The organism is Streptosporangium sp. NPDC005286 (assembly GCF_040607515.1).
In the GTDB taxonomy this organism is placed as follows: domain Bacteria; phylum Actinomycetota; class Actinomycetes; order Streptosporangiales; family Streptosporangiaceae; genus Streptosporangium.
Map to the genome: position 1 here is coordinate 1 of NZ_JBEXGU010000070.1, position 22,537 is coordinate 22,537.

At 69.4% G+C, this 22,537-nt stretch carries 26 protein-coding genes; 9 read left to right on the plus strand and 17 right to left on the minus strand.

Annotation, left to right across the window (positions count from 1 at the left end):
- The 3 genes from ABZU75_RS24310 to ABZU75_RS24320 form a co-directional block, all read right to left on the minus strand.
- On the minus strand, window positions 1–2,097 hold a 2,097-nt coding region (locus tag ABZU75_RS24310), incomplete at its 3' end, for an AAA family ATPase (RefSeq protein ID WP_355558317.1).
- A gap of 54 nt (window positions 2,098–2,151) precedes the next feature.
- Window positions 2,152–2,850 (minus strand): alpha/beta hydrolase, encoded by a 699-nt coding sequence (locus tag ABZU75_RS24315; protein ID WP_355558319.1) that lies wholly within the window; start codon window positions 2,848–2,850, stop codon window positions 2,152–2,154.
- Window positions 2,851–3,211: 361 nt separating this feature from the next.
- Window positions 3,212–3,721: an Lrp/AsnC family transcriptional regulator gene (locus ABZU75_RS24320; RefSeq protein ID WP_355558322.1), complete on the minus strand. Its 510-nt coding sequence runs from the start codon at window positions 3,719–3,721 to the stop codon at window positions 3,212–3,214.
- Window positions 3,722–3,832: 111 nt separating this feature from the next.
- Between ABZU75_RS24320 and ABZU75_RS24325 the strand changes: the two genes are divergently transcribed.
- Window positions 3,833–4,894: a Glu/Leu/Phe/Val dehydrogenase dimerization domain-containing protein gene (locus tag ABZU75_RS24325; RefSeq protein ID WP_355558325.1), complete on the plus strand. Its 1,062-nt coding sequence runs from the start codon at window positions 3,833–3,835 to the stop codon at window positions 4,892–4,894.
- A 264-nt stretch (window positions 4,895–5,158) separates the two neighbouring features.
- Here ABZU75_RS24325 and ABZU75_RS24330 read toward each other — a convergent pair whose 3' ends face one another.
- The 11 genes from ABZU75_RS24330 to ABZU75_RS24380 all read right to left on the minus strand — a co-directional run bounded on the left by ABZU75_RS24330 (window position 5,159) and on the right by ABZU75_RS24380 (window position 12,800).
- A complete protein-coding gene (locus tag ABZU75_RS24330) occupies window positions 5,159–5,953 on the minus strand; it encodes a VOC family protein (RefSeq protein ID WP_355558327.1) in 795 nt (264 codons plus the stop codon).
- 80 nt (window positions 5,954–6,033) lie between these two features.
- Complete coding sequence (locus ABZU75_RS24335) at window positions 6,034–6,444, minus strand: VOC family protein (protein WP_355558330.1); 411 nt, start codon at window positions 6,442–6,444, stop codon at window positions 6,034–6,036.
- Window positions 6,445–6,723: 279 nt separating this feature from the next.
- The gene (locus tag ABZU75_RS24340; RefSeq protein ID WP_355558334.1) at window positions 6,724–7,701 is read right to left on the minus strand and encodes an aldo/keto reductase; all 978 of its coding nucleotides are present in this window, start codon (window positions 7,699–7,701) and stop codon (window positions 6,724–6,726) included.
- A 54-nt stretch (window positions 7,702–7,755) separates the two neighbouring features.
- Window positions 7,756–8,637, minus strand: coding sequence for a helix-turn-helix transcriptional regulator (locus ABZU75_RS24345; RefSeq protein WP_355558432.1), 882 nt, complete (start codon window positions 8,635–8,637; stop codon window positions 7,756–7,758).
- 349 nt (window positions 8,638–8,986) lie between these two features.
- Window positions 8,987–9,313 (minus strand): DUF1048 domain-containing protein, encoded by a 327-nt coding sequence (locus ABZU75_RS24350; RefSeq protein ID WP_355558337.1) that lies wholly within the window; start codon window positions 9,311–9,313, stop codon window positions 8,987–8,989.
- 1 nt (window position 9,314) lies between these two features.
- On the minus strand, window positions 9,315–9,671 hold the full coding sequence (locus tag ABZU75_RS24355) for a DUF1048 domain-containing protein (protein WP_355558339.1): 357 nt from the start codon (window positions 9,669–9,671) through the stop codon (window positions 9,315–9,317).
- Window positions 9,668–9,994, minus strand: a complete 327-nt coding sequence (locus tag ABZU75_RS24360) for a PadR family transcriptional regulator (protein ID WP_155350237.1) — start codon at window positions 9,992–9,994, stop codon at window positions 9,668–9,670. The genes ABZU75_RS24355 and ABZU75_RS24360 overlap by 4 nt, the downstream gene beginning before the upstream one ends.
- A gap of 390 nt (window positions 9,995–10,384) precedes the next feature.
- Window positions 10,385–10,765, minus strand: coding sequence for a recombinase family protein (locus ABZU75_RS24365; protein ID WP_355558344.1), 381 nt, complete (start codon window positions 10,763–10,765; stop codon window positions 10,385–10,387).
- Entirely contained in the window at window positions 10,762–10,887 is a 126-nt protein-coding gene (locus ABZU75_RS24370; RefSeq protein ID WP_355558435.1) for a recombinase family protein, read from the minus strand. The genes ABZU75_RS24365 and ABZU75_RS24370 overlap by 4 nt, the downstream gene beginning before the upstream one ends.
- 25 nt (window positions 10,888–10,912) lie before the next feature.
- The gene (locus ABZU75_RS24375) at window positions 10,913–11,956 is read right to left on the minus strand and encodes a LacI family DNA-binding transcriptional regulator (protein ID WP_355558348.1); all 1,044 of its coding nucleotides are present in this window, start codon (window positions 11,954–11,956) and stop codon (window positions 10,913–10,915) included.
- Between the two features lie 358 nt (window positions 11,957–12,314).
- Window positions 12,315–12,800 (minus strand): MarR family transcriptional regulator, encoded by a 486-nt coding sequence (locus ABZU75_RS24380; protein WP_355558352.1) that lies wholly within the window; start codon window positions 12,798–12,800, stop codon window positions 12,315–12,317.
- Window positions 12,801–12,856: 56 nt separating this feature from the next.
- On the opposite strand from ABZU75_RS24380, the gene ABZU75_RS24385 reads away from it, so the two are divergent.
- From ABZU75_RS24385 to ABZU75_RS24420, 8 genes are all read left to right on the plus strand, one after another.
- Window positions 12,857–14,056 carry a Bcr/CflA family efflux MFS transporter gene (locus ABZU75_RS24385; RefSeq protein WP_355558355.1) on the plus strand — a complete coding sequence of 400 codons (1,200 nt, stop codon included), beginning with the start codon at window positions 12,857–12,859 and terminating at the stop codon, window positions 14,054–14,056.
- Window positions 14,053–15,045 carry an alpha/beta hydrolase gene (locus tag ABZU75_RS24390; RefSeq protein WP_355558358.1) on the plus strand — a complete coding sequence of 331 codons (993 nt, stop codon included), beginning with the start codon at window positions 14,053–14,055 and terminating at the stop codon, window positions 15,043–15,045. The genes ABZU75_RS24385 and ABZU75_RS24390 overlap by 4 nt, the downstream gene beginning before the upstream one ends.
- Window positions 15,046–15,524: 479 nt before the next feature.
- A complete protein-coding gene (locus tag ABZU75_RS24395; protein ID WP_355558438.1) occupies window positions 15,525–17,753 on the plus strand; it encodes a helix-turn-helix domain-containing protein in 2,229 nt (742 codons plus the stop codon).
- Window positions 17,754–17,877: 124 nt separating this feature from the next.
- A complete protein-coding gene (locus ABZU75_RS24400) occupies window positions 17,878–18,558 on the plus strand; it encodes an alpha/beta hydrolase (protein WP_355558361.1) in 681 nt (226 codons plus the stop codon).
- A 176-nt stretch (window positions 18,559–18,734) separates the two neighbouring features.
- On the plus strand, window positions 18,735–19,571 hold the full coding sequence (locus tag ABZU75_RS24405; RefSeq protein WP_355558364.1) for an alpha/beta hydrolase: 837 nt from the start codon (window positions 18,735–18,737) through the stop codon (window positions 19,569–19,571).
- On the plus strand, window positions 19,558–19,845 hold the full coding sequence (locus ABZU75_RS24410) for a hypothetical protein (RefSeq protein ID WP_355558367.1): 288 nt from the start codon (window positions 19,558–19,560) through the stop codon (window positions 19,843–19,845). Before ABZU75_RS24405 ends, ABZU75_RS24410 begins: the two co-directional genes overlap by 14 nt.
- A gap of 50 nt (window positions 19,846–19,895) precedes the next feature.
- Window positions 19,896–20,810, plus strand: a complete 915-nt coding sequence (locus ABZU75_RS24415) for an alpha/beta hydrolase (RefSeq protein ID WP_355558370.1) — start codon at window positions 19,896–19,898, stop codon at window positions 20,808–20,810.
- On the plus strand, window positions 20,800–21,111 hold the full coding sequence (locus ABZU75_RS24420; RefSeq protein ID WP_355558373.1) for a multicopper oxidase domain-containing protein: 312 nt from the start codon (window positions 20,800–20,802) through the stop codon (window positions 21,109–21,111). The genes ABZU75_RS24415 and ABZU75_RS24420 overlap by 11 nt, the downstream gene beginning before the upstream one ends.
- Window positions 21,112–21,167: 56 nt before the next feature.
- Here the strand turns inward: ABZU75_RS24420 and ABZU75_RS24425 are convergent, their stop codons facing one another.
- The 3 genes from ABZU75_RS24425 to ABZU75_RS24435 all read right to left on the minus strand — a co-directional run bounded on the left by ABZU75_RS24425 (window position 21,168) and on the right by ABZU75_RS24435 (window position 22,525).
- On the minus strand, window positions 21,168–21,437 hold the full coding sequence (locus tag ABZU75_RS24425) for a hypothetical protein (protein ID WP_355558376.1): 270 nt from the start codon (window positions 21,435–21,437) through the stop codon (window positions 21,168–21,170).
- Window positions 21,438–21,579: 142 nt separating this feature from the next.
- A complete protein-coding gene (locus ABZU75_RS24430) occupies window positions 21,580–22,128 on the minus strand; it encodes an NUDIX hydrolase (protein WP_355558378.1) in 549 nt (182 codons plus the stop codon).
- 19 nt (window positions 22,129–22,147) lie between these two features.
- The gene (locus ABZU75_RS24435) at window positions 22,148–22,525 is read right to left on the minus strand and encodes a DUF952 domain-containing protein (RefSeq protein ID WP_350954115.1); all 378 of its coding nucleotides are present in this window, start codon (window positions 22,523–22,525) and stop codon (window positions 22,148–22,150) included.
- Between the last annotated feature and the right edge of the window lie 12 nt (window positions 22,526–22,537).

Below are 22,537 nucleotides of genomic sequence, written 5' to 3' on the forward strand. Positions count from 1 at the left end.
CTGGCCGAGGGCGGCCAGGGCGCGGATGTGGCAGGCGTAGGCGCCGATGATCCCGGCGCGGCGGGGCGCGGCCCAGGCGTCCATGTCGCGGGCGGTACTGGCCGCCTTCCGGACGTCGCCGCGTGCCGCGGCCAGCAGGGCGCCGGTGAGGCGGCCCGGCCAGGTCAGCAGGTCGTAGCCGTGGGCCTCGCACAACCGCAGGCCCTCGTCGACCAGCCGCTGGGCCTCGTCCCACCGGCCGGTGTGGAAGGCGTCCTGGCCGAGCAGGAACAGCGCCTCGATCGCCGAACTGACCGCGCCGCCTTCACGGCCGTGCTGGATGACGCGCTGCAGGACGTCGTGACACGGGGAGAGTCGGTCGAGATAGGCCACCGCGATGCTGGTGCGGATGATGCGGGCCGAGCTGACCTCGTCGCTGACGCTCGCGACGGCCGCGTCGGCGCGGGCCAGCATGTCCGGGGTCAGGCGGGCCGGGTCCCCGAACGCGTGGGACAAGATCACCAGGAGTCCGGGTGGGCGCGGTCTGAGGCGGTCGATGGCCTCATGCAGCGGCGGCCACAGGTCGGCCCGGCCGCCGAAGAAGCACACCATGAGCAGCGTGTACAGCACTTCGATGACGACGATGTCGCTCGCGTCGCGCGCAGCGTCTTGGTCCTGGATAGCGGTGATCAGCAGCCGGTGGGCGGTGTCGATGTCGCCGTCACCGTGTAGGAGGTGGAAGGCGCGGGCGCCCGCAACCGACAGCAGGTCGCTGGGGCCGGGGTCGGCGAGGCGGGCCTGCTCCAGCAGGCGGGGCGCGTCGCGCAGGTCGCCGGTGACCAGGGAGCCCAGGTAGGCGGCTTCGGCCAGCCGTCCGCTGCGGCCCTTGCCAGGCGGGCTGAGCTGGGCGGCGCGCAGCAGTTGGGCGACGGCGCCGACGGAGTCGCCGCGGCGCAGGTTGGTGATGGCGACCTCCTTCAGCAGGGCGGCGACCTTCTCGTCGGGTTCCTCAGTGGCTTCGGCCAGGTGCCAGGCGTGCCGTTCGGGGCGGTCGGCGAGGCGGGCGGCGAGTTCGGCGTGGGCGCGGCGGCGTTGCTCGCTGGTCGACAGGTCCACGATCGCCGACTGGATGAGCGGGTGGCGGAAGGTCAGCCGTTCACCGGACTCGTCCGCGCGTACCAGGCCGGACCGCTCGGCCGCGTGCAGTGCCCCGCCGCCGCGGTCGGTGTCGATCGCCCGGACGAGCCGCAGGTCTCCCGTACCGTCCAACGCGGCGAGCAGTAGCAGTTCGACGAACGGCGCGGGCAGCGCGCGGACCCGGGAGGCGAAGACGCTCTGCAGCCGGTGCGTGAGCGGCAGCGCCGCGGGCAGCGCCCCGGCGACCGTGGTGCCCAGGTCGCCGAGGGAGACGGGCAGCTCCAGCAGGGCGAGCGGGTTGCCCCGGGCCGTGTCCAGCAGCCGCCGCCGCACGCGCGGGGTCATCACGGGATAGCGGCCGGTCAGCAGCTCGGTCGCTGCTTCCTCCGACAGGGGGTCCACGTACACGACTGCCAGGCTGCCCAGGTCGAAGAAGCTGGGTTCGCCGCTGCGGCAGGCCACGACCATGCCCACCGGCAGGCCGTTCAGGCGGCGGGCCACCATGCCGAGCACGAGCGCGCTGGCACGGTCCAGCCACGGCAGGTCGTCGACCACGAGCAGCAGCGGCTGCTTCTCGGCCGTCGCCTGCAGCAGCGCCAGGACCGCACTGGCGACCAGGAGCTGCGCGGGCGGCTGCCCCTCGCCCAGGCCCAGCGCCACGTTCAGCGCCCCGGCCAGCAGAGGGCTCAGCCGGGGCACCTCGCCAAGGCACGGGTGGAGGAGTTGGTGGAGCGCGGCGTAGGAGATGTCCGCCTCGAACTGCGAGCCGGTCGCCCGCAGCACCCGCATCCCCGAACCGGTCGCGAGAGCGGCGGCATGGTCCAGCAGGGACGTCTTTCCGACGCCCGGGTCACCCGCCAGCAGCAACGCCTCCCCCGCGCCCCCGGCGATCCGGCTGACGAACAGGTGCAGTCGATGGATCTCCGGTTCGCGGCCGACCAGGTTCGCCACCTGATCGTGGCGTGCGTCGAACCAGTCCATCCCCCGACCTTCCTTCGCCTTGCCGTATCTGTCCAGCCTGTCCGGCGCGGACGTCTACTGGCCGGAAGTGGCGGCCTGGGCGATGACGGCGGCCACGGCGGCGGGGTTGGACACGTAGACGGCGTGGCTTCCCGGGGTCTCGGTGACCGTCGAGCCGGTCCGCTCCGACATGGCGCGCTGCGCGGGCGGGGGGATCATGCGGTCGTCGGTGGCGACCAGGTACCACGACGGCTTGGTCCGCCAGGCCGGTTCGGACACCGCGCCGCCGAGCGCGTCGACGCCCCACGGTACCTGCGAGTCGGCCATGAACGCGGCCTGCGCCGCGGGCAGGTCGGCGGCGAATGACGCGGCGAACTTGCCGCGGTCCAGGAACAGGAACCCGTCTTTGGGCGGCAGGATCGGTGGGACCGGCGCGCCGGGCGGCGGGTCGGCGATCAACGAGCTGACCGACTCGCCCTTGTCGGGGGCGAACGCCGCGATGTAGGCGAGCGCGACGACGTTGGGGTGGTTGCCGGCCTCGGTGATGACGACGCCGCCGTAGGAGTGCCCGACCAGGACGGCCGGGCCGTCCAGGCCGTCGAGGACCTGGTGGGTCGCGGCCACGTCCCCGGCCAGCGACAGCGTCGGGTTCTGCACCACGGCGACCCGGTAGCCGTCGGCGGTCAGGTGGTCGTAGACCCCCTGCCAGCCGGAGCCGTCGACGAACCCTCCGTGCACCAGCACGATGTTCTTCACGTCCGAACCTGCGTTCACTGCACTGCCTCCTTCGCCCGAGAATCCAGGCTCGGGCTCGATTGGGAAGATGTCCGGAACGGTAGACGAGCACGAAGGGGGCTCGATTGCGTCAAATGACGTAGATCCGGCGGCTGCCGCAGCTACGTCAGATTACGGCCTGTCGTTAAGGAGCAGTCACCAGGTACACGCGAGCCCTGTACGAACAGGTCAGAGACGCCATCAAGAGCGTTGGAGGTGACAGGGAACGGGCGCTTCCCTGTCACAGTCGACCAGGGTCTGCTCTGTGCCGACTTCGGCCGGCCGATGACCGGGCGTGCGTGCTGGTCGTATGCCCCAGTTGCGTTCTGCCATCCACCACCGGCATGTCCTCCACCACATTTCAGGTCGTTGCGGTGGAGGGTTTCCCGGCCGGCGGCTGCGGGAGGTCGGGCACGTCAGGGAGTCTGGTCGGGGCGGCGTTGTGTACCTGCTGGAAGATCACTGAGGTGCGGAAGCCCGCGATCTCCCGGCGCTTGCTGAGCCGGTCGAGCAGGAAGGCGTGCAGGTGGTCGAGATCCTGGACTGCGACGTGGAGGAGGAAGTCATCGCCGCCGCCCAGCACGAAGACGCTGAGCACTTCGGGCATGGCGCTCGCGGAGCTTTTGAAGGTATCGATGATGGTGCGGCTGAGGGGGCGCACCTGTACCGAGACCATGGCCTGGACGCCGCGATTGAGCGCGGCCGGGTTGATCTCGGCGTGGTAACCGCGGATTACGCCACGACGGGTGAGCGCCCTGACGCGTTCCAGACAGGTCGAGGGCGCGACGCCGAGTCTGCGTGCCAGTTCGCGGTTGGACTGCCGCGCATCTGTCTGCAGAAGGCTGATGATCTCCGAATCAAGTTCGTCCATGTACGGGATTCTGCCGGTGATTCCGATCATTCGTACGGTCAAACCTTCATTATGCGGCTGGATGTCCGATGCTTGCGGGGCAGCATCGCTCATATGACACGGAGGTTCGATATGTCCATCCTCGACCACGAACAGGTCCTGATCCGCACGGGACCGCGCTCGGGCCTGCCGGTCATCGTCGCCGTGCATTCGTCCACGCTCGGCCAGGCGGTCGGCGGATGCCGGCTCTGGCGCTACGCCGACTGGCAGGACGGCCTCGCCGACGCGTTGCGCCTGTCGGCCGGCATGACCGCCAAATGCGCCGTGGCCGGGCTCGCGAACGGCGGCGGCAAGACCGTCGTCGCCGTGCCCCGGGGCGCCGAGCTGGACGCGGCCATGCGTCGCGCGGTGCTGGACGACGTGGCCGACGCCATCGCGTCACTGGACGGGGTGTATGCGACCGGTCCGGACGTCGGAACGACTCCACAGGACATGGCGGTCATCGGTGAGCGCACCCCTCATGTCTTCTGCAAGCCGGCACAGCATGGCGGCAGTGGCGACTCCTCGCCGGCTACCGCGCTCGGCACGCTGGCGGCACTGCGCGCGATAAGCCGACGCCTCCACGGCACGCGCACGCTCACAGGCGTGCGCGTGTCGCTGGTAGGGCTGGGCAGCGTCGGTATGCGGCTGGCGCGCCTGCTCGCCAATGACGGAGCCGACCTCCTGGTCAGCGACATCGACCCCGCGAAACGGGCGGGAAGCGAGGAACTCGGCGCCACCTGGGCTTCGCCCGAGCAAGCCCTCACCGCGGACGCCGACATCCTCGTCCCGGCCGCGCTCGGCGGCATCCTCACCGGGGACATCGTGCCGCGGCTGCGCTGCTCCGCCATCGTGGGGCCGGCCAACAACCAACTGGCCACCGCGGCCGTCGCCGACCTCCTGCACCGACGCGGCATCGTCTGGGTACCCGACTACGTCGTCAGCGCGGGCGGAATCATCAACGCGCTCACCATGGAACTGCACCACGAAACCCCCGACGAGGCACGCGAACGCGTCGAGGCCATCGAGCACACCGTCGCCGACCTCCTCGATACGGCGGAACACCGACAGATGACACCCGCCCAGGCCGCGACGGAACTGGCCCGGCTCCGCCTCGACACCCCTGCCTCCACCCCGCGTCCCGCATCCACGTGAGCGAGAACGGAAGATCCACCATGCCCTTGGCCACGAAGATCGCCAGGATGGCCGGCTCTTCGTACTTCAGGTGGGGTCGAGACCTCCGACGATGAAGAGAATGCGGAGCGGTGGTTGTCGTAGTTGTGAGGCGGCGGGCGAGTTCGATGAAGCCTTGGATGACCTTCCGGTGGTGAAGTAGGCCAGGAACGCGTCGCGCCACTTCCGCGGGGTCCGTCCGAGGCGGACGTACTCCGGGGTCGGACGGTGTACGACTCGTGGGACTCAGTGCGTCACTTTCCACTGGAAGCCGTCCGGGTCGGTGAAGTAGCCGGAATATCCGCACCCGGTTGTTTCTGCAGCGGTGACTGTGATCCGGCCGCCGGCTGCGGCCGCAGCCGTCAGGAGGGCATCGACTTCTTCACGGGACTCGGCTGTGTGGGTGAAGACCATCGATTGGAAGCCGTCGCCGTCCTTGGCAGTGCCCGCATCCCTCGCGAGGACCCCGCGTTCCATCAGGCAGAGCCTGGCCGCTGCGTTGGTCGGGTGGAAGTCGATGTACTTGTTGCCGTAGTCCCGGTCGACCGTCATGCCCAGGGCTTCGTAGAAAGCCTTGGATGCCTTCGGCGCGGAAACGCCGAGGATGACTGTGGTCTCGGTCGGCCGCGGGGTTTCCGCCGCGGGGCCGGTGTCCTTATTGGTGGCCGCCGCCAGCTTCCAGATGGCGCCGTCCGGTGCCCGGAACACTCCAGAGAACGAACCGAAGAGGGCCTTCTTCGCGGGCTTGAGAACCTCTGCTCCGCTGTGGACGGCGGCATCCATCAGGGTCTTGACCTCGGTGGGCTGGTTGACGGTGTAGGTCAGCATGTAGCCGCGGAATCCCGATGTCGCCGGTCTCGTGCCTGCGTCCGCGGCGAGCCTTTCGGTCGCGGACAGTTCGAGTTGCCCGGTCCCGTGCATGTCGAGGTTCACCGAGTCACCGTCGTCGGTGATGGTGGGTGAGAGCGCGGTGGCGTAAAACCTGCGCGCGGCGTGCACCTCGGGCGCTCCGAGGGTGATGACGTCGGGCTTGAGGACCATGTTTGACTCCGTGGGCATAGAGCATCCGGTGATGCTGCGCGTGCGGTCGATCTCGTGTGGGGATCGGGACGGCCGGAGGCTCAGCGCAGTTCCTGGATGCGGATCATGTTGCCGGCGGGGTCGCGGAAGGCGCAGTCGCGAACTCCGTAGGCCTGCTTGATCGGCTCCTGGATGACCTCGGCGCCGCTGGCCTCTACTCGCTGAAACGTGCTGTCGAGATCGGCAGTGGCCAGCAGAAGACCGGCGTAGGTGCCCTTGGCCATCATCTCCTCGATGGTGATGCGCTCGTCGTCGGTGATTCCGGGATCCGCGGCCGGCGGCTCCAGGACGATGGACGTACCGGGCTGGTTGGCGGGGCCGACCGTGATCCAGCGCATCCCGTCGTACCCGACGTCGTTGCGGACCTCGAAGCCGAGGGTGTCGCGGTAGAAAGCGAGGGACGCGTCCGGGTCGGTGTGCGGGAGAAAGGCGGAGTGAATCGTGATTTCCATGTCGGTCAGGCTAATTGCGGCTCTGACTGCCACGCTTCTCGATTCCTGATCGGTTTTGCCACCTGCTTCGCCACGCACGCAGGAGTCCCCTCAAGTGCGCCGGTCGCCGTACGTCGGTACGCACCCGGTGGCACGCCACGCCCAGGGCGTGCGCAGCCCGGGAAGAAATCGCCTACGGCGGCATCCTCGGCTAGACGCCGAGCCCAGGGCGGGCATCTGCACGCTGTTGTTGAGGGTGATGAGTGGACCGGATCCGGTCATGGTCGATCTTTCCAGGGGTCAGCGTTCGATCATTTGCATCTGCTCTTCGTTGTGGTGCTCTCCGGCGGCGGGGGGAAGGTTGTTCAGCTTGTCGATCTGGTCGGCGGTCAGCTCGATGCCGTCGGCGGCGATGTTCTCCTCCACTCGGGCGACCCGCTTGGTGCCGGGGATCGGGGCGATGTGCTCGCCCTTGGCCAGCAGCCAGGCCAGGGCCACCTGCGCCGGGCTGGCGCCCGCCTCGGCGGCGATGGCCTGGACCTCGTCGGCGAGGGTCAGGTTGCGCTGGAAGTTCTCGCCGGTGAAGCGCGGGTTGGTCGTGCGCCAGTCGGTGTCGTCGAACTGTTCGGGAGAGCGGATCTGGCCGGTGAGGAAGCCGTGGCCGAGCGGCGAGTAGGGCACGAAACCGATGCCCAGCTCGCGCAGCACCGGCAGTACCCGCTCCTCCACGTCCCGGGTCCACAGGGAGTACTCCGACTGCACGGCGGTGACCGGGTGCACGGCGTGGGCGCGGCGGATCGTCTCCGGGCCGGCCTCGGACAGGCCGATGTGGCGGATCTTGCCCTGCTCCACCAGTTCGGCCAGGGCGCCGACGGTGTCCTCGATCGGAGTGTTCGGGTCGACGCGGTGCTGGTAGTACAGGTCGATGCGGTCGGTGCCAAGGCGCTTGAGCGAGCCTTCGACGGCGGTGCGGGTGTTGGCCGGGCTGCTGTCGAGGTGTCCCGGGCCGCCGCCGGCGTGTGAGATCATGCCGAACTTGGTCGCCACTACGACCTGGTCGCGGCGGCCCTTCAGGGCCCGTCCGAGGAGTTCCTCGTTGGCGTACGGGCCGTAGATCTCGGCGGTGTCGAGGAAGGTGACGCCCAGCTCCAGCGCCCGGTGGATGGTGCGGACGGACTCGGCGTCGTCGGTGCCCGCGCCGGTGTAGCCGAAGGACATGCCCATCGTGCCCAGGCCGATGCGGGAGATGTCCAGATCTCTCAAGGTGGTGTGCCTCATGATTACCTTTCGGGGACGAGTTGGGATGCGGAGCCAGGATGTCGGTGACGCGGGTCAGGTCTGGTCTGGGGTCGCCTGCTGCGCCTCGGCGAGGTCCTGGGTGGCTGCCCAGCTGGCGAGCATCCTGAGTCCGTCGGCGGTGGGGCTGTTGGGAGCGGCGGTGTAGACGTTGAGGGTCAGGCCGGGCTCGGAGGGCAGCTCCATCGATTCGAAGTCCAGGTCGAGCTGGCCGACAACCGGGTGGCGTAGCCGTTTCTGACCACTGCGGTGGAACTGCACGTCGTGGGAGGCCCAGCGCTGCCGGAAGACCTCGCTCTGCGTCGAGAGCTCACCGACCAGCTCGATCAGCGCCCGGTCGTGCGGGTTTCGGCCCGCTTCGAGCCGGAGCATGGCGGCGGCGTCGTTGGCGATCCGGTCCCAGTCGACGAAGAACTCGCGCGCGGCCGGGTCGAGGTAGAGGAACCGGGTGGTGTTGGCCGGGCGGCGCGGGTTGGCCAGGACGGGGGCGTAGAGGGCGCGGGCCAGGCGGTTCATGGCGACGATGTCGTGGCGGCCGTTGCGCACCCAGGCCGGTGCGTCGGTGATGGCGTCGAGCACCTGCTGGATCGCGGGCCGCACGCTGGTCGGCGGCGTGCGGCGGTGGCGAGGGCCCGAGCCGGCGGCCCGGGCCAGGGAAAACAGGTGCTCACGCTCGGCCTCGTCCAACCGCAGGGCCCGGGCCAGGGCGTCCAGCACGCTGTCGGAGGCACCGGAGAGGTTCCCCCGCTCCATGCGGACGTAGTAGTCGATGGAGACGCCGGCGAGCATCGCGACCTCCTCCCGTCGCAATCCCTTGACGCGGCGGTTGCCGCCGTAGGCGGATAGTCCTGCCTGCTCGGGGGTGATGCGCGCGCGCCGCGAGCTGAGGAACTCGCGGACCTCGGCGCGGTGGTCGATCTGGCCCATAACCCCAGGGTAGGCAAGGCGGCGGGAGTGAGGGAGGTAACGCCACTACCCCGAACGAGGGTGACTCGGGGTAGGAGCTGCAGTGGAACGAAAACCCTCGTTTAGCCCTTCCGTGCGAGGTCGGCGGGGGTGTTCTGTTGGTAGGAGGGTGTTTCTGATCCTCTGTGATGATCTTTCCCAACGCCCCAATTGGGTCCACGCCCCGGGCCCGGCGTGGCAGTCTGGAGGAGTGCTTACAAGCCGCTCAGCTCGTCAAGGGCCGTCCGGGCATACGCCCACCGGCCACGACAACGACGTCCCGGTGGTCAAGGCGCCCGCCGGTGCCTTGGGTCGACGGGTGTTACTTCTCGGCCGTGCCGGGTTCCCCGCTGATGGACTCCTGATAGATGTCCGCGTAGGTGCGTGAGTCCTTGACCAGGTCGTCGCAGAAGGCAGCGACGTCGTTGCCGATGAGTTCCAGGACTCCCTTGCCGGCCGCGACGCCCTCCTCGAAGAAATCGATGATCCCTGAGAGCAGGGGCCCGTCAAGCAAGTCGATCGGTCCAACCTTGAAGATGTACCTCTGAATCTCCTTGTAGACGATCTGGTAGTCCGGCGGGAGCGCCTTGACCCGCGCCATGTGCGCCCGCCACTGCTTCTTGCCCTCGATGATGTCTTGGATGCCCACGTCAGCCTCCTAGCTGGCCCAATTTCCTTGCGACGTTCCTGTTCAACTGCTCGCGCCACCGGTCGCGATAGCTCCGAGCCCCTTCTCCGCCGGCCAGCGCCGCGCAGAAGCCCTCGATGTCGTCACCCAGCACCTCGTGAATGCTCCGCCCATCGGCCGCTGTCTCTTCGAGCAGCCCCAGAGCACCGTCGAGAATCGGCATCAGGTTTCGACCTGTGAAGTCCGAGTAGGGAGAAAGATGACCCTTGATCTCTTCCCACGCCGCCCGGTAGTCGGCCGGCAATGCCTCGGCCCGGGCTTCGAACGCCTTCCATTCCCTGGTGAGATCGCTGCCTGTCATGGTCTCCCAGAAGTTCATCTCCCGCCCTCCTTGAGCTTGTCGATCCGTGATGTGATGTACTCCCATTTCGCCCAGAACGTCGCGAGTTCTTCGCGTCCCGCGTCGTTGAGCGCATAGAACTTGCGCGGCGGGCCCAGCCCGGACGGTCGTTTCGTCGCCTGGACGAGCCCGTTCTTCTCCAGTCGCAGCAGGATGGTGTAAACCGTCCCCTCGACGACGTCGGCGAAGCCGAGTTCGTTCAGCCGGCGCGTGATGGCGTACCCGTAGGTCTCCTCGCTGCCGATGATTTCAAGCACGCAGCCCTCAAGCGTGCCCTTCAGCATCTCCGTCAGGTCGTCCATCGTGGGTCCTCTTCCGTCTCCCCTTGGTACTCTGTGCTACCGAGTACCACTACACGGTACCACGGAGTAGTGGACCACGGCACTGGCAGTACGCCAGAACCACCGCGTGGTGTAGGCGCCTCACTGAGAGGGTCGCTTCCAGCAATCCTGGAAATCCAACGAACCCGCCTCTGACCTACGGTTACGTTGGTTTGGGATACAGAGCGCTGCGGGCACCATCCCGATTCAGGGACTTGTCTTGAGGGTTCAGATCTTGCGGCGCCCCATCGTTTCTGGGGTTGTTGACCTCTTATTGCCGGCCAGGGCGAGGTCACGTCCGTGGACGTGACCCCAAGCGAACTAGCTGGTCAACCGTTTGCAGCCCGTTAACGGCGCGACCTCGCTCTGGCGTCAGGAGGTCTGCTGCACGGCCCGGTAGATGGTGCCACGGCCAACCCCCAGGGCCTTGGCGATCTCGGCCACGGTGCCCTCCTGTGCCGCGTAGCGCGACCGGGCCAGCGCGATCTGCTCGGCCGGCAGTTTGGCGGGCCTGCCGCCGAGGCGGCCTCGGGTACGCGCGGCCGCCCGGCCCACCGCCGCCCGTTCGGCGATCAGCTCCCGCTCGAACTCCGCGAGCGCCGCGAAGATATGGAAGACCAGGCGGCCGGTGCTGGTGCTGGTGCTGGTGTCGATCCCCTCGTGCAGGCCGGCGAAGGCCACCCCGCGCTCGGCCAGCGCGTTGACGGTCTCCACCAGATGCCGCAACGAGGACCCAGCCGGTCCAACCGTCATACCACCAGCGTGTCCCCGGCCCGCAGATACTCCAGGCACCGCGTCGGCTCGGGCCGCTCAGTCAGCTTCCCCGACGCGGTGTCGGCGAGGAGCTTCTCGCAGCCCGCCGCATTCAGTGCGATGGCCTGGTAGGTCTGAGGGGGCGTCTCACCTGGGGGTCGGCCGGGCGCCGGTGCTCTCGCGGACGACGAGTTCGGGTTCGATCATGCGGTGCGGGGTGGCGGTGCGGCCGTCGATACGTTCCAGCAGCAGCCGGAAGGCCAGGCGGCCGACCTCGGTGAAGTTCTGTCGCACGGTGCTCAGTGGCGGCCACAGGTAGGGGGCCTCGGGGACGTCGTCGAAGCCGACCACGCTGACGTCCTCGGGCACTCGGCGGCCGGCTTCGCGCAGTGCTCGCAGCACGCCGGTGGCCATATGGTCGTTGGCGGCGAAGATGGCCGTGACCTCGGGGTCGCGGGCCAGTTGCCTGCCCGCCTCGAAGCCGGAGCGTGCGCTCCAGTCGCCGCGCAGGGGGTCGGGGATCTGGCGGCCTTCGGCGGTCAGGACCGAGCGCCAGCCCTCGACGCGGGCGCTGGCGTCGATCCAGTCCTCGGGGCCTGACAGGTGCCAGACGGTGTTGTGGCCGAGGCTGAGCAGGTGTCTGGTCGCTCGCACGGCTCCGGCCGCCTGGTCGACGGCGGCGACGGGGACGGGGAGGCTCTCACGGGCGCCGACCACGACGGCGGGCAGGTCCGGTGGCAGGTGGTGCAGGCCGTCGGCGGCCGATTCGTGGGGGGCGACGATGACGACGCCGTCGACGGACTGGAAGCGCAGCCGGTTGACGGCCTCGGCGATGGAGCGGCGGTTGAGGGTGGTGACGTTGACGATGGTGACGAGGTAGTCGTGGGTGCGGGCGGCCTGTTCGATGCCGTGCAGGGTGGAGGCCGGGCCGTACAGGGTGGTGTCGAAGCTGACGACCCCCAGGGCGCCCGAGCGGCCGGTGACCAGCGAGCGGGCGGCGAAGTTGGGGCGGTAGCCGAGTTCGCGTACTGCGTCCAAGACGCGGGCGCGGGTGTCGGGGCGCACCTTCTCCGGGGTGTTGAGAACGCGGGAGACGGTCATGGCCGAGACGCCCGCGCGCGCGGCGACGTCTTCCATGACGGCGGCTCTGGGCCGCTCGGAGAACGTCTGTCCGGATACCTGCTGGGTCACCCTGTCCGCCTCGTCGAAGTTACTCCAAGCGTATCCGAGTGTTTGCGCTAACAGTTCGGGGGGTGGTCCGTGCGGGAGGCGTTTTCCGTGGGAGCGCTCCCTTTTGGTGCCGGTCGGGCCCGTATGGTGAGCTCCAGGCGGGCCACCGATCTGCCGACGCACGTGGCCCGGGCACGTGCCGACCGGGCGGGGACCTCGCCCAAGCGCGACGAAGCCGCCGCCCCCGCCGGCTGGATGGAGTGCCGACCTCGCCGCCTCGGCGGCGTACCTGTCGCGCGCTCGTCGTCTTGGCTGCGAACACGCCGCCGATGGCTGAGATCGGCACCACCTCACGACATCCGCAACGCGCTCAGGCAGCTCACATGCGCCTGCCCAGGACATCGGCCAGCAGGTTGAGCGCCTCGATCACGCGTTCGCGATCCGCGCCCAATCCCTCCAGCAACTCGGCCTCCCGGGCCAATTGCCGGGGGAAGATCGCATCGACGGCCGCTTCGCCCGCGGGCGTCAGCCGCACCAGCGCGGCACGCCGATCGGTCGGGCTGGGTTCTCTCACGACCAGACCGCGACTCTCCAGCCGGGTCAGCGTCTTGCTGATCGCTGCACGCGAGTGGCGCATCCGATCGGCCAGATGGCGCGCGATGGTCGGACTGGGGTCATGCCGCAGCCGCAGGCACACATCGAGTTCCGCGCCGGTGAGCGCGGCGTCGACATAGAGCGGGTCCAGCGCCTCGCCCAGCAGGGCGATGACGCGTTTAAGCGGGCCGACCACCTCCATCGGGGAGGTGTCGAGGTCGGGACGGGCCGCGGCCCACAGCTCACGGACGCGATCGGTACTCCGGCTCATGCCATCCTCATCCCGACGATTGTTAACTGGTTGATTACCAGGTTACCTTTGATGTCATGATAGACACCACGGCGCTTCGGCGTCCTGTCCTGCTGGCTATCTTGAGCCTGCTCACCGCAGTGGCGCCCCTGGCCATCGACATGTACGTGCCCGGCTTTCCCGACCTCGGCCGGGAGCTGGTCGCGGGCGAGTCGTCGGTGCAACTGTCGATGAGCGCCTTCCTGATCGGACTGGTCGCCGGCCAGTTGGTGATCGGGCCACTCAGCGACGGGCTGGGCCGGCGCCGGCTGCTGGTGGCGGGCACCGCCGCCTTCGCGCTGCTGTCGGCCTGTTGCGCGCTGATGCCGACAGCGCCGCTGCTGGTGGCCGGCCGTTTCCTACAGGGCTGCGCGGGGGCGGCCGGGCTGGTGCTGGCCCGCGCCGTGCTGACCGACCGCTTCGCCGGGCCGCGGCTGCCGTTCTACTTCTCCATCCTGGCAATGATCCTGGGAGCGGCGCCGGTCCTCGGTCCGTTGCTGGGCGGCATGATCGTGACCGCCTCTGGCTGGCGCGCGGTGTTCTGGGCGCTGACCGCCTTCGGGCTGGTGATGCTGGCGGCAACCTGGCTGGGTGTGCCGGAGTCCCTGCCGCCCGCCCGGCGATCACCCGGCGGCCTCGGGCCGGCATTCACCTCCATGGCGGCGCTGTTGCGCCAGCGCGCCTTCACCGGATACACCCTGACCCTCGGCTTGGCCGCCGGAGCGATGTTCGTCTACATCGGTGCCTCCAGCTACGTCTTCCAGAACGGCTTCGGGCTGAGCGCCGTCCAGTACGGGCTGGTGTTCGCTGTCAACGCCGCTGCCATGCTCGCCGCCAGCGCGAGTTTCGGCCTGACCGCCCGGCGGGTGGCGCTGCCCGCACTGCTGTCGGGCTACCTCGCCATCGGCACACTCGGCGCGCTCGCGCTGGCGATCCAGGCCACGCTGGCGCCCACCCTGGCCGGCACCTGGCTGTGCCTGGCCGTCATGCTGTTCGGCATCGGCGGTGTCTTTCCCGCCGTCACCACCATCACCCAGACCATCGGCCACGCCCGCGCCGGCGCCGCATCCGCGCTGTCCGGCGGCGCCGCCTACCTGTTCGGCGCCCTGGCCGCCCCGCTGAGCGGCACCACGCTGCGCGCGATGGCGTTGATCATGCCGGCCGCACTGGTGCTGGCCGTCTTGTCCCTACTGGCAGCGCGCCCCTGGCGGCCTCTGCCCGAAAGGAGTTTCGCATGAACACCATGCGCCTGATCATGGCGCTGGCCGCACTGAGCGGCCGCCCGATCCGCCTGTCCAGCGTGGCCGCCCCAGATGACGACCCCGACAGCATCCGGCTGCGCGTGAGGCCGGCCGACCAGATCAAGCCCGGCCGCGGCGCCCGCGCGTATCGAGGGATCGTGTACGCCGCTTCGGCACGCAAGCTGCGCATGGACATCCTGGTCCCGCAGGCGCCCGGCCCGCACCCGCTGGTCCTGTATCTGCCCGGAGGTGGTTTCGTCACCGCCCGGCGCGCGATGGCCGCCCGCCAGCGCCGCTACGTCGCCCAGGCAGGGTTCGTGGTGGCCAGTATCGACTACCGCACCGTCAGTGACGGCGCCACCTACCGCGATGGACTGGCCGACGTCGCCGCGGCGCTGAGCTTCCTGCGCCTCCACGCCGGCCGGTACGGGATCGCCCCCGCCCGGACCGCGCTGTGGGGCGAATCTGCGGGCGGCTACCTGGCCGCCATAGCCGCAACCGACCCCGGCAGTGGCGTCGCGGCGGTGACCGGCGCGGGAGTCGACGCGGTGGTCGACGTGTTCGGTGCCTCCCACCTGGCCACCGTGGCCGATGGCTTCGACCCTGCCACGGTGACCGCCCACACCATGTCGGGCGCAGCGCTGCCCGCCTACCTGCTCGGCCCGGGCCGGGCCCTGGCCGACCATCCCGCCGAAGTGATCAACGCCGACCCGGCCGGCCACATCACATCCGATACTCCGCCGTTTCTGCTGTTGCACGGCGACGACGACCGCATCGTGGCTCCTGCGCAAACCGCCCGCCTGCACCAGGCCCTGCGCCGCGCCGGCGTGGACAGCACCCGGTATGTGCTGCAGGGCGCCGGTCACGGCGCGCTGTCGGCCGCTGCCCGAATCTGGACCAGCACGCAGGTCATGGCGATCATCGTGAACTTCCTCCGCTCCCGGCTGGGGGCCACTCCAGAATCCGGCGACGAGATCAGGGGGTGATCGTCCAGCCCTGGCGCCCCTTCAACGCTCTTCCTTCGAAAAGTGATTCGCTATGACGCCTCGCGAAGCCCGGCCCGCCGGCCGGCGGAACCCGAGGCGGCAAAACCTGACCGAAGCGCCGCCGGCAGAAGCCACGAACGCGGTGTGCTCCCCTGAGCCGGCCGTCGGCCCCGGGCAGCGCACCGCGTTCGCCTGAGGCGCCGGCCGGAGGTCGAATCGGCTGAAGTGCCGGCGCGGGTTGTCGATCAGCGTGATGGTCAACCGCGCCTCGGCGGCGCCCGCGTGACGCAGGGCCGGGATCACCGCCGAGCAGTTCGACATCGACCGGACGTGCGCTCCGGAGTACCTGCCCCGGCCGCCCTGCGCACGATCTTCGCGGCCCTTGGGCTCAGCGGCCTTGGCCCGTAAGCTCAAAGCCGCCTCCAGCAGGTCACGAGAAGGAGCGACCCATTCCCACCCCACCCAGCTTCGCGGAGTTACTGCGCCGGCATCGGCGTGCGGCACGTCTCACTTTGGAACAGCTCGCCGAAGCATCGGGGGTCAGTGCCCGGACCCTGTCGGACATGGAGCGCGGGCGCAGCACCGGACCCCAGCATCGGACGGTCGCCGCTCTGGCGCAGGCGCTCTCGCTTGGGGAGGGCGAGCGTAAGCAGTTCATCGAGCTGGCGCGAGAGGGCCGGTTGCGGGATCACTGGGCGCGTCCGACCGGACTGTGTGAACTGCCTCGATCCGTTGACGATTTCACCGGTCGTGCCGCCGAGCTGGCCTGGGCGGACGACTTTTTGCACGCCGGCGATTCGCCGGGTGCCGCCGGCGTTGCACTCATCACCGGCGCGGCCGGTCTGGGCAAGACCACGTTCGCCGTCCGCGCCGCCCATATCCTGCGGCCGAGCTTTCCAGACGGAGTGTTCTTCGTCGACCTGTTCGGCATGTCCCCCCAGCCCCTCACCGCCGACGACGCCCTGACGCAACTACTGCGCGCGCTCGGCAGCGCCGAGCGGCACATGCCCCACGACCCCCTGGAGCGCGCCTCGTTATACCGGTCGCTGTTACGAGAGCGGCGCGTTCTGGTCGTGCTCGACAACGCCGGGTCGGAGGAGCAGATCCGCCCGATCCTCCCCGGTGGCGGCCCCAGCAGAGCGCTCGCGACGAGCCGGCGGCTGCTGGCCGGTCTGGAGGGCGTGCACCGGCTGAGCCTCGGCCCGTTGCCACCGGTGGAAGCGGCCGAGCTGCTGACCGGGATTTTGGCCAAGCGTGGTTCCTTGGACGGCGGAGCGGCGATCAGCGAGCTCGCTCAGTTCTGCGGCGGCCTGCCCTTGGCCTTGCGGATCGTTGGGAACCGGCTGGTCAGCCGGCCCAGCTGGCCGGCCGCCGAGTTCGCGGACCGGCTGGCGGACGAGGAGCGACGGCTCGACCAGCTCAAAGCCGGCGACCTCAAGATCGCGACCGCGTTCGGGATGTCCTACGACCAGCTCGCGGCACCCGCGCGGCGGATCTTTCGCCGACTGTCCCTCGTACCCGGCCGGGACTTCGACGCCGCCCTCGCCGCAGTGCTCGGCGGTATCTCGCCCTGGGACGCCTGGGACGCCCTCGACGAGCTCGTCGATCTCGGCCTGCTGCAGGACGGCACGTCGGGACGTTACCGCTTCCACGACCTGGTGCGGCTGTTCGCCCGCGAGCGTCTTCACGAGGAGGAAGCCGCGGCCGACCGTGACGCGCTCGCCGCGACGATGACGTCGTGGCTGCTGCGGATGGCCACCATGGCAGGGCAGCGGTTCGGCCCCCAGCCCGACCGTTTCGACCGGCCGAAGGCCGATCTGAAGGATTTCGCCACCGCCGAGGAGGCCGACCACTGGCTGCGCGTGAACTCCGGCAACTGGCTGGGCGCGCTACGGTCCGCGTCGGGCGGGGCCCGGCACGTGGAGGTGCTGGACTGCGCCGAGTCGATGCACTGGTTCTCCGACCGATGGATTCACTGGCCGCACTGGGGAGAGGTCTTCACGCTCGGCGCCGAGGCCGCCGCCGCCCTCGGTGACACGGCTCAGCACGCCACGCAACTCAACTACCTGGCCTGGGTGCATCTGGTGCCGCCCGAGGACCCGGAAGCCACGATGTGGTACGCGACCCAGGCGCTGGACCTCGCCACCCGCAGCGGCGCCACAGCACAGATCGCCTGGGCCCACCAGTACACCGCAGAGGCGCTACGACGGCTCGGCCGGCTGAGCGAGGCCTTCGACTCACTGGCCAAGGCGGCGGAGATGTTCAATGCCGCCGCCGACATCGACGCCTACTGCCAGAGTCTGAGCCTTCTCGGCGACTGCCTTCTCGGCGACGGACGCCACGAGGCGGCGCTGGAGCAGTACCTCGAGGTGCGTGCCCTGCTGGACGACGAAGGCTCGGGCATGACAGCGGACATCGTGTCGTTCACCCGGCCGCAGACGCTGGCCCGTATCGGCCACTGCCTGAGGCTGCTCGGCCACCGGGCCGAAGCGATCATCACACTGACCGAGGCAATCGCTCTCATGGAGCAGTTCCAGACGATCAGCTCACAGGCCCGCGCCCTGGAGACACTGGCGGTCGTCCTTGCCGAGGAAGGCCGGACCGAGGAGAGCCGCCGAGCCTACGCGCGTGCGGCCGAGCTGTTCGAGGCGAGCGGCGACGCCGAGGCCGGCGGCCGCTGCCACGACCTGGCGACGACTGCCCGCTGAGACGCCGAAGGCCGGTTTCCGCGGAACTTCTGCGTGCTGTTCTGCGTGGTCCGTGATCTTCCTCGCGACTTGAATGGGGCGTGTCGGACAGGCATCGGGCCTGTTCAGCAGCGCAGGAGTGACCATGACCACCATCAGGAACATCGTGCTCGTGCACGGCGGCTTCGTGGACGGGTCCGGCTGGCAGGGCGTCTATGACGAGCTCGCCAGGGACGGCTTCCAGGTCCGGATCGTGCAGAACCCGACGCTGTCGCTCGAGGGTGACGTCGCCGCGACCCGCCAGGTGCTGGATGTGCTCGACGGCCCTGCCGTCCTGGTCGGCCATTCCTACGGCGGGGTCGTCATCAGTGAGGCCGGTACCCACCCCAACGTGGCGGCGCTGGCGTACATCGCGGCGTTCGCCCCCGACAAGGGCGAATCGGTCGCCGCGCTCATCGCCGACCCGCCGCCCGGCGCGCCGGTTCCGCCCATCTTGCCCCCGCGCGACGGCTTCCTCTATCTCGACCGTGACAGGTTCCACGGCGCGTTCGCCGCCGACCTGCCCGCGCAGATGGCCGCGTTCATGGCCGACGCGCAGGTCCCCTGGGGGGTGGACGCCCTCGGCGGGGTGGTCACCGAGCCGGCCTGGCGGCACAAGCGCAGCTGGTACCTGGTGGCCACCGAGGACCGCATGATCCCGCCGCCGGCCCAGCGCACCATGGCCGAGCGTGCCGGAGCGTCCGTCGTCGAGGCCATCGGCAGCCACGCCGTCTACGTCTCCCAGCCCGCCGCGGTCGCCGACCTCATCCGCCAGGCCGCGGCCTGAGGACTGCGCGCATCACGTCGGTCCGGCCTGGCCGTGGCCAAGAACCAGTCGCCTCCCGGTCCTGGCCGCCCCACGATGGCGCTTGACCTCGGGGGCGGCGCCGCACTGAAGCGTGCTTGAGCGTCGCCCCCGGATCCGCCCGCGATCTCTCAACTAGAGCTCCATTGGAGACAGCCATGAACCGTCCCACCGCACTGCCGCGCCGTGTCATGCTCGCCGTCGCCGCCGGCGGCCTGGCCGCCGCGCTGCTCACTGTGCCGTCCGCGGCCGCGGCCTCCGCGCACGCTGACACCTCCTCCACGGCCAAGCCCACGATCGTCTTGGTGCACGGCGGCTTCGCCGACGCCTCCAACTGGAACGGCGTGATCCCCAGGCTCCAGGAGAAGGGCTATCCGGTCTTGGCGCCGGCCAACCCGCTGCGCGGCCTGCCCACCGACGCGCCGTACATCGCCAGCGTCCTGAAGTCGATCGAGGGGCCGATCGTGCTGGTCGCCCACTCCTACGGCGGAGCCGTGATCACCAACGCCGCCGTCGGCATCCCCAACGTCAAGGCGCTGGTCTACATCGCCGCGATGGCGCCCGACGAGGGCGAGACTCTCGCCGAGCTGTTCGCGAAGTTCCCCGGCAGTCAGATCCCCGACGCCGTCCGGGAGGTGCCCTTCACCGGCCCCGACGGCAGCACCGGCATCGATCTGTACCTCAAGCCGGACAAGTTCCGCAGCGCGTTCGCCGCCGACCTGCCCGTGTCCACCACTCGCCTCATGCAGGCCGGCCAGCGCCCGTTCGCCGCCTCCTCCTACACCGACAAGACCACCGGAGCCGCCTGGCGCACCATCCCCTCCTGGGCGCTGGTGGCCACCAAGGACAAGGCCATCCCGCCTGCCCTGGAGCGCTTCTTCTACAAGCGCGCCAAGTCCCAGGTCTACGAGACGGCCGCCTCGCACGTGCCGATGATCAGCCAGCCGGGCCTGGTGACCCGCATCATCCAGGACGCCGCTCGTGCGGTCAGCTGAACCGGAGACCGTCCGCGGGCGGGTGCGGGTAGATGAGCTGAAGACGGTCCTGATGCACGAGCACGTGTTCGTGACCACGCCGGAGATCCGGCTCGACTACCCGCACCTGTGGCAGGAGGACGAGCGGATCGCCGGCGCGGTGAGCAGGCGATCCGCGTTGAAACAGGCCGGCGTGCACGTGATCCACATCCACGCAGGGGTCACCGACCACCAGATCGACGTGATGCTCATCGACAACCCGCGCCGCTACTTCAGCCCAGGCGCAACCACCTGAGTGCTGACCCGGCAACCCCGGGGCAGCACTGTCCACGTCAGGAGCACCTTGTGAGCCTCGCCTCCGGCCCGCTGCTGCCCGGCACCCATACCGTGAGCATTCAGGGCGTTCTTCAGCGCTACCACGTCGCAGGCTCCGGCCCGCTCTGCCTTGTTCACTCCGGCGGGCCCGGGCTCGGCTGGGAGTACCTGCGGATGCCGGAACTGGAGCGGCATCTGACGCTGGTCTACCTGGAGCCGATCGGAACCGGCGGATCCGGGCACCTGTCCCGGCCGCAGGCCTACCGCATCGACACCTACGCCCAGTTCCTGCACGGCGTCGTGGAACATCTGGGCGCGCGAAGACCGTTCCTGCTCGGCCACTCCCATGGCGGATTCGTGGCGCAGCGCTACGCGCTGAGCCACCCCACCGTCCTGGCAGGCATGATCTTGTACGACACCTCGCCACGCACCGGGGAAGAGTTCTGGAACCAGGCGCTCAGCAACCTCGACCACCTCCCAGAGCGTCACCCCGACCAGCCTGAGGCGGCCGGCATCTCGGAGGCTTTCCGGCAGGCGTTGGCCGCCACCGACAACGAATCCTGCACGCAGGGTCTGCGTGCCGTCCTGCCCGCCTACTTCGCCGACTACTGGGCCCACGAATCCGAGCTGGCCCCCATCCGGGCTGTCTTGCGCGCGTGGGTCGACCCGATGCGCGCGGAGGAGGAACCCTTCGACAGCCGCGACCGGCTTCGCGACATCACCGCGCCCACCTTGGTCATCAGCGGAGGCCACGACTTCATCTGCGGACCCGTTTGGGGGCGGCTGCTGCACGAGGGCATCGCCCACTCTCGGTTCGTCCTGCTGGAAGACAGTGGTCACCTGGGGCATCTCGAAGAACCCGAGGTTTTCACCGCGGCGATCGTCGACTTCACGCTCGGTGTCGGCCAGGTGGAGTCGCAAACGCCCACATCCCATGGTGGCTGAGGGCGAGCAGATCAAGGTTCGCATCCTCAATCGCAGCCTCATCGACCACCCTATGCACCTGCACGGGCACCGGGTCCGCGTGTTGTCGCGCAACGACACCCACGCAACCGGCAGCACCTGGTGGACCGGCTCGCTCAACGTCGCTCCGGGCGAGATCTTCGAGGTCGACTTCACCGCGGACAACCCGGGCATCTGGATGGACCACTGCCACAACTTCAAACACGGCTCGGAAGGCATGATCATGCACCTTGCCTACGCCGGGATCACTTCCCCCTTCCAGGAAGCGCATATCCCGAAATGACCGCCACCGCGCTGGAGCACTCCCTCACCCGGCCCAAGGAGGTCTGGATGGGGAGGTCAGTGCGGAGGGGGCGGCGTGAGCTTCCTGACGAAACGGGCGGCGGCGCGGTGGCTCATACCGGTCTCGCCCCGGACCAGGAAGACGGCCTGGTCGATCTGGCCGGTGGCTTTCAGGTTCAGGACCTGTTCCACGAGTTCGGGGCCGACCCCACCACCGACCAGGGTGTTTCTGGGGTGCTGTGCCGCCCGCACCGTAAGGACGATCAGGGCGATGACCACCGCCACGACGACCGCCGTCAGAAGGAGGATGACGATCGGGTTCGACATGAGTCGAGCGTATCGTCACAAGGTCATCGTGTGCGTGCCGGAAACGACCGGATCGCGGCTGCTCTTCGGGTACGGCGTCCCCGCGGCGGTCGAGCCGTCTTGCGGCCGATCGGTGAGGGCCCCGCCGGCTCCCGCCGGGCTGTCAGGCCGCCCCGCGCAGCAGGAACATGGTGTAGGCGGCGATCGAGCCGCTGTCGGTGATCGAGCCGCGCAGGATCATCTGCTCCAGTTCCGTCCGTGAGACCCACTCCTGGCGCATGTCCTGCTCGGTGTGCTCGCGGTCGGGGGTGCCCGCGGTCAGGTCGGTGGCCAGGAAGATGTCGAAGTGCTGGCCCGTCGTGCCGTGGGCGTTGTCCAGGCGGCCCAGGTGGGTCATCGAGGCGGCTCGCAGGCCGGTCTCCTGGGCCAGTTCGGTGTGCGCCGTGACCAGGGGCGAGGGGCTGTCCTTGACCCCGCCCTGGGGGAAGTTCCAGGTGCGCCGCCCCACCGGGTAGCGGTACTCCTCCACGAGGTGGAAGCCGTCGTTCTCCATGGGCAGGACGAGGGCGAAGTCGACCTGGTCCACCACGCCGTAGATGCCGTGGGAGCCGTCGGGGCGCTCGATGCGGTCCTCACGCACGCTCATCCAGGGGTTGGTGTAGACGACCGTCGAGTCGAGAGTGCGGATCGTCGGTCCGGGTACGTCGGTCATGGCGCGCAGCTTACTGCTGTTACGGCTCCGTTCGAGGTGCGTCGGCCTGGTCGGCGTCGTGCGGATGGTGCGGGCCGAGGCCCGGTGGGGCGAACGGCAGGACGGAGGTCACCGCGGTGACCGGTAGCGGCCCGTAGATGTGCGGGAAGGCCTCGGGTGAGTCGGCGGGCACCTCCATGCGCACGTCCAGTCCGCTCGGGTCGACGCTGAGCAGTACCAGGGGAGTGGTGACGTCGCGGTAGAAACGCTCCACCACGCCGCGTAGCTGTTCGTGGCTCGCGCAGGCGTGGATGAAGCCCTCTTCGTCCAGGGTGCGGCCGAGGGTGGAGACGCGGTACTCCCCCGCCCGCAGGGCGGCGTCCCAGTCGGCGGCCAGGGCCAGATGCAGGATGGTCATCGCAGACATGGT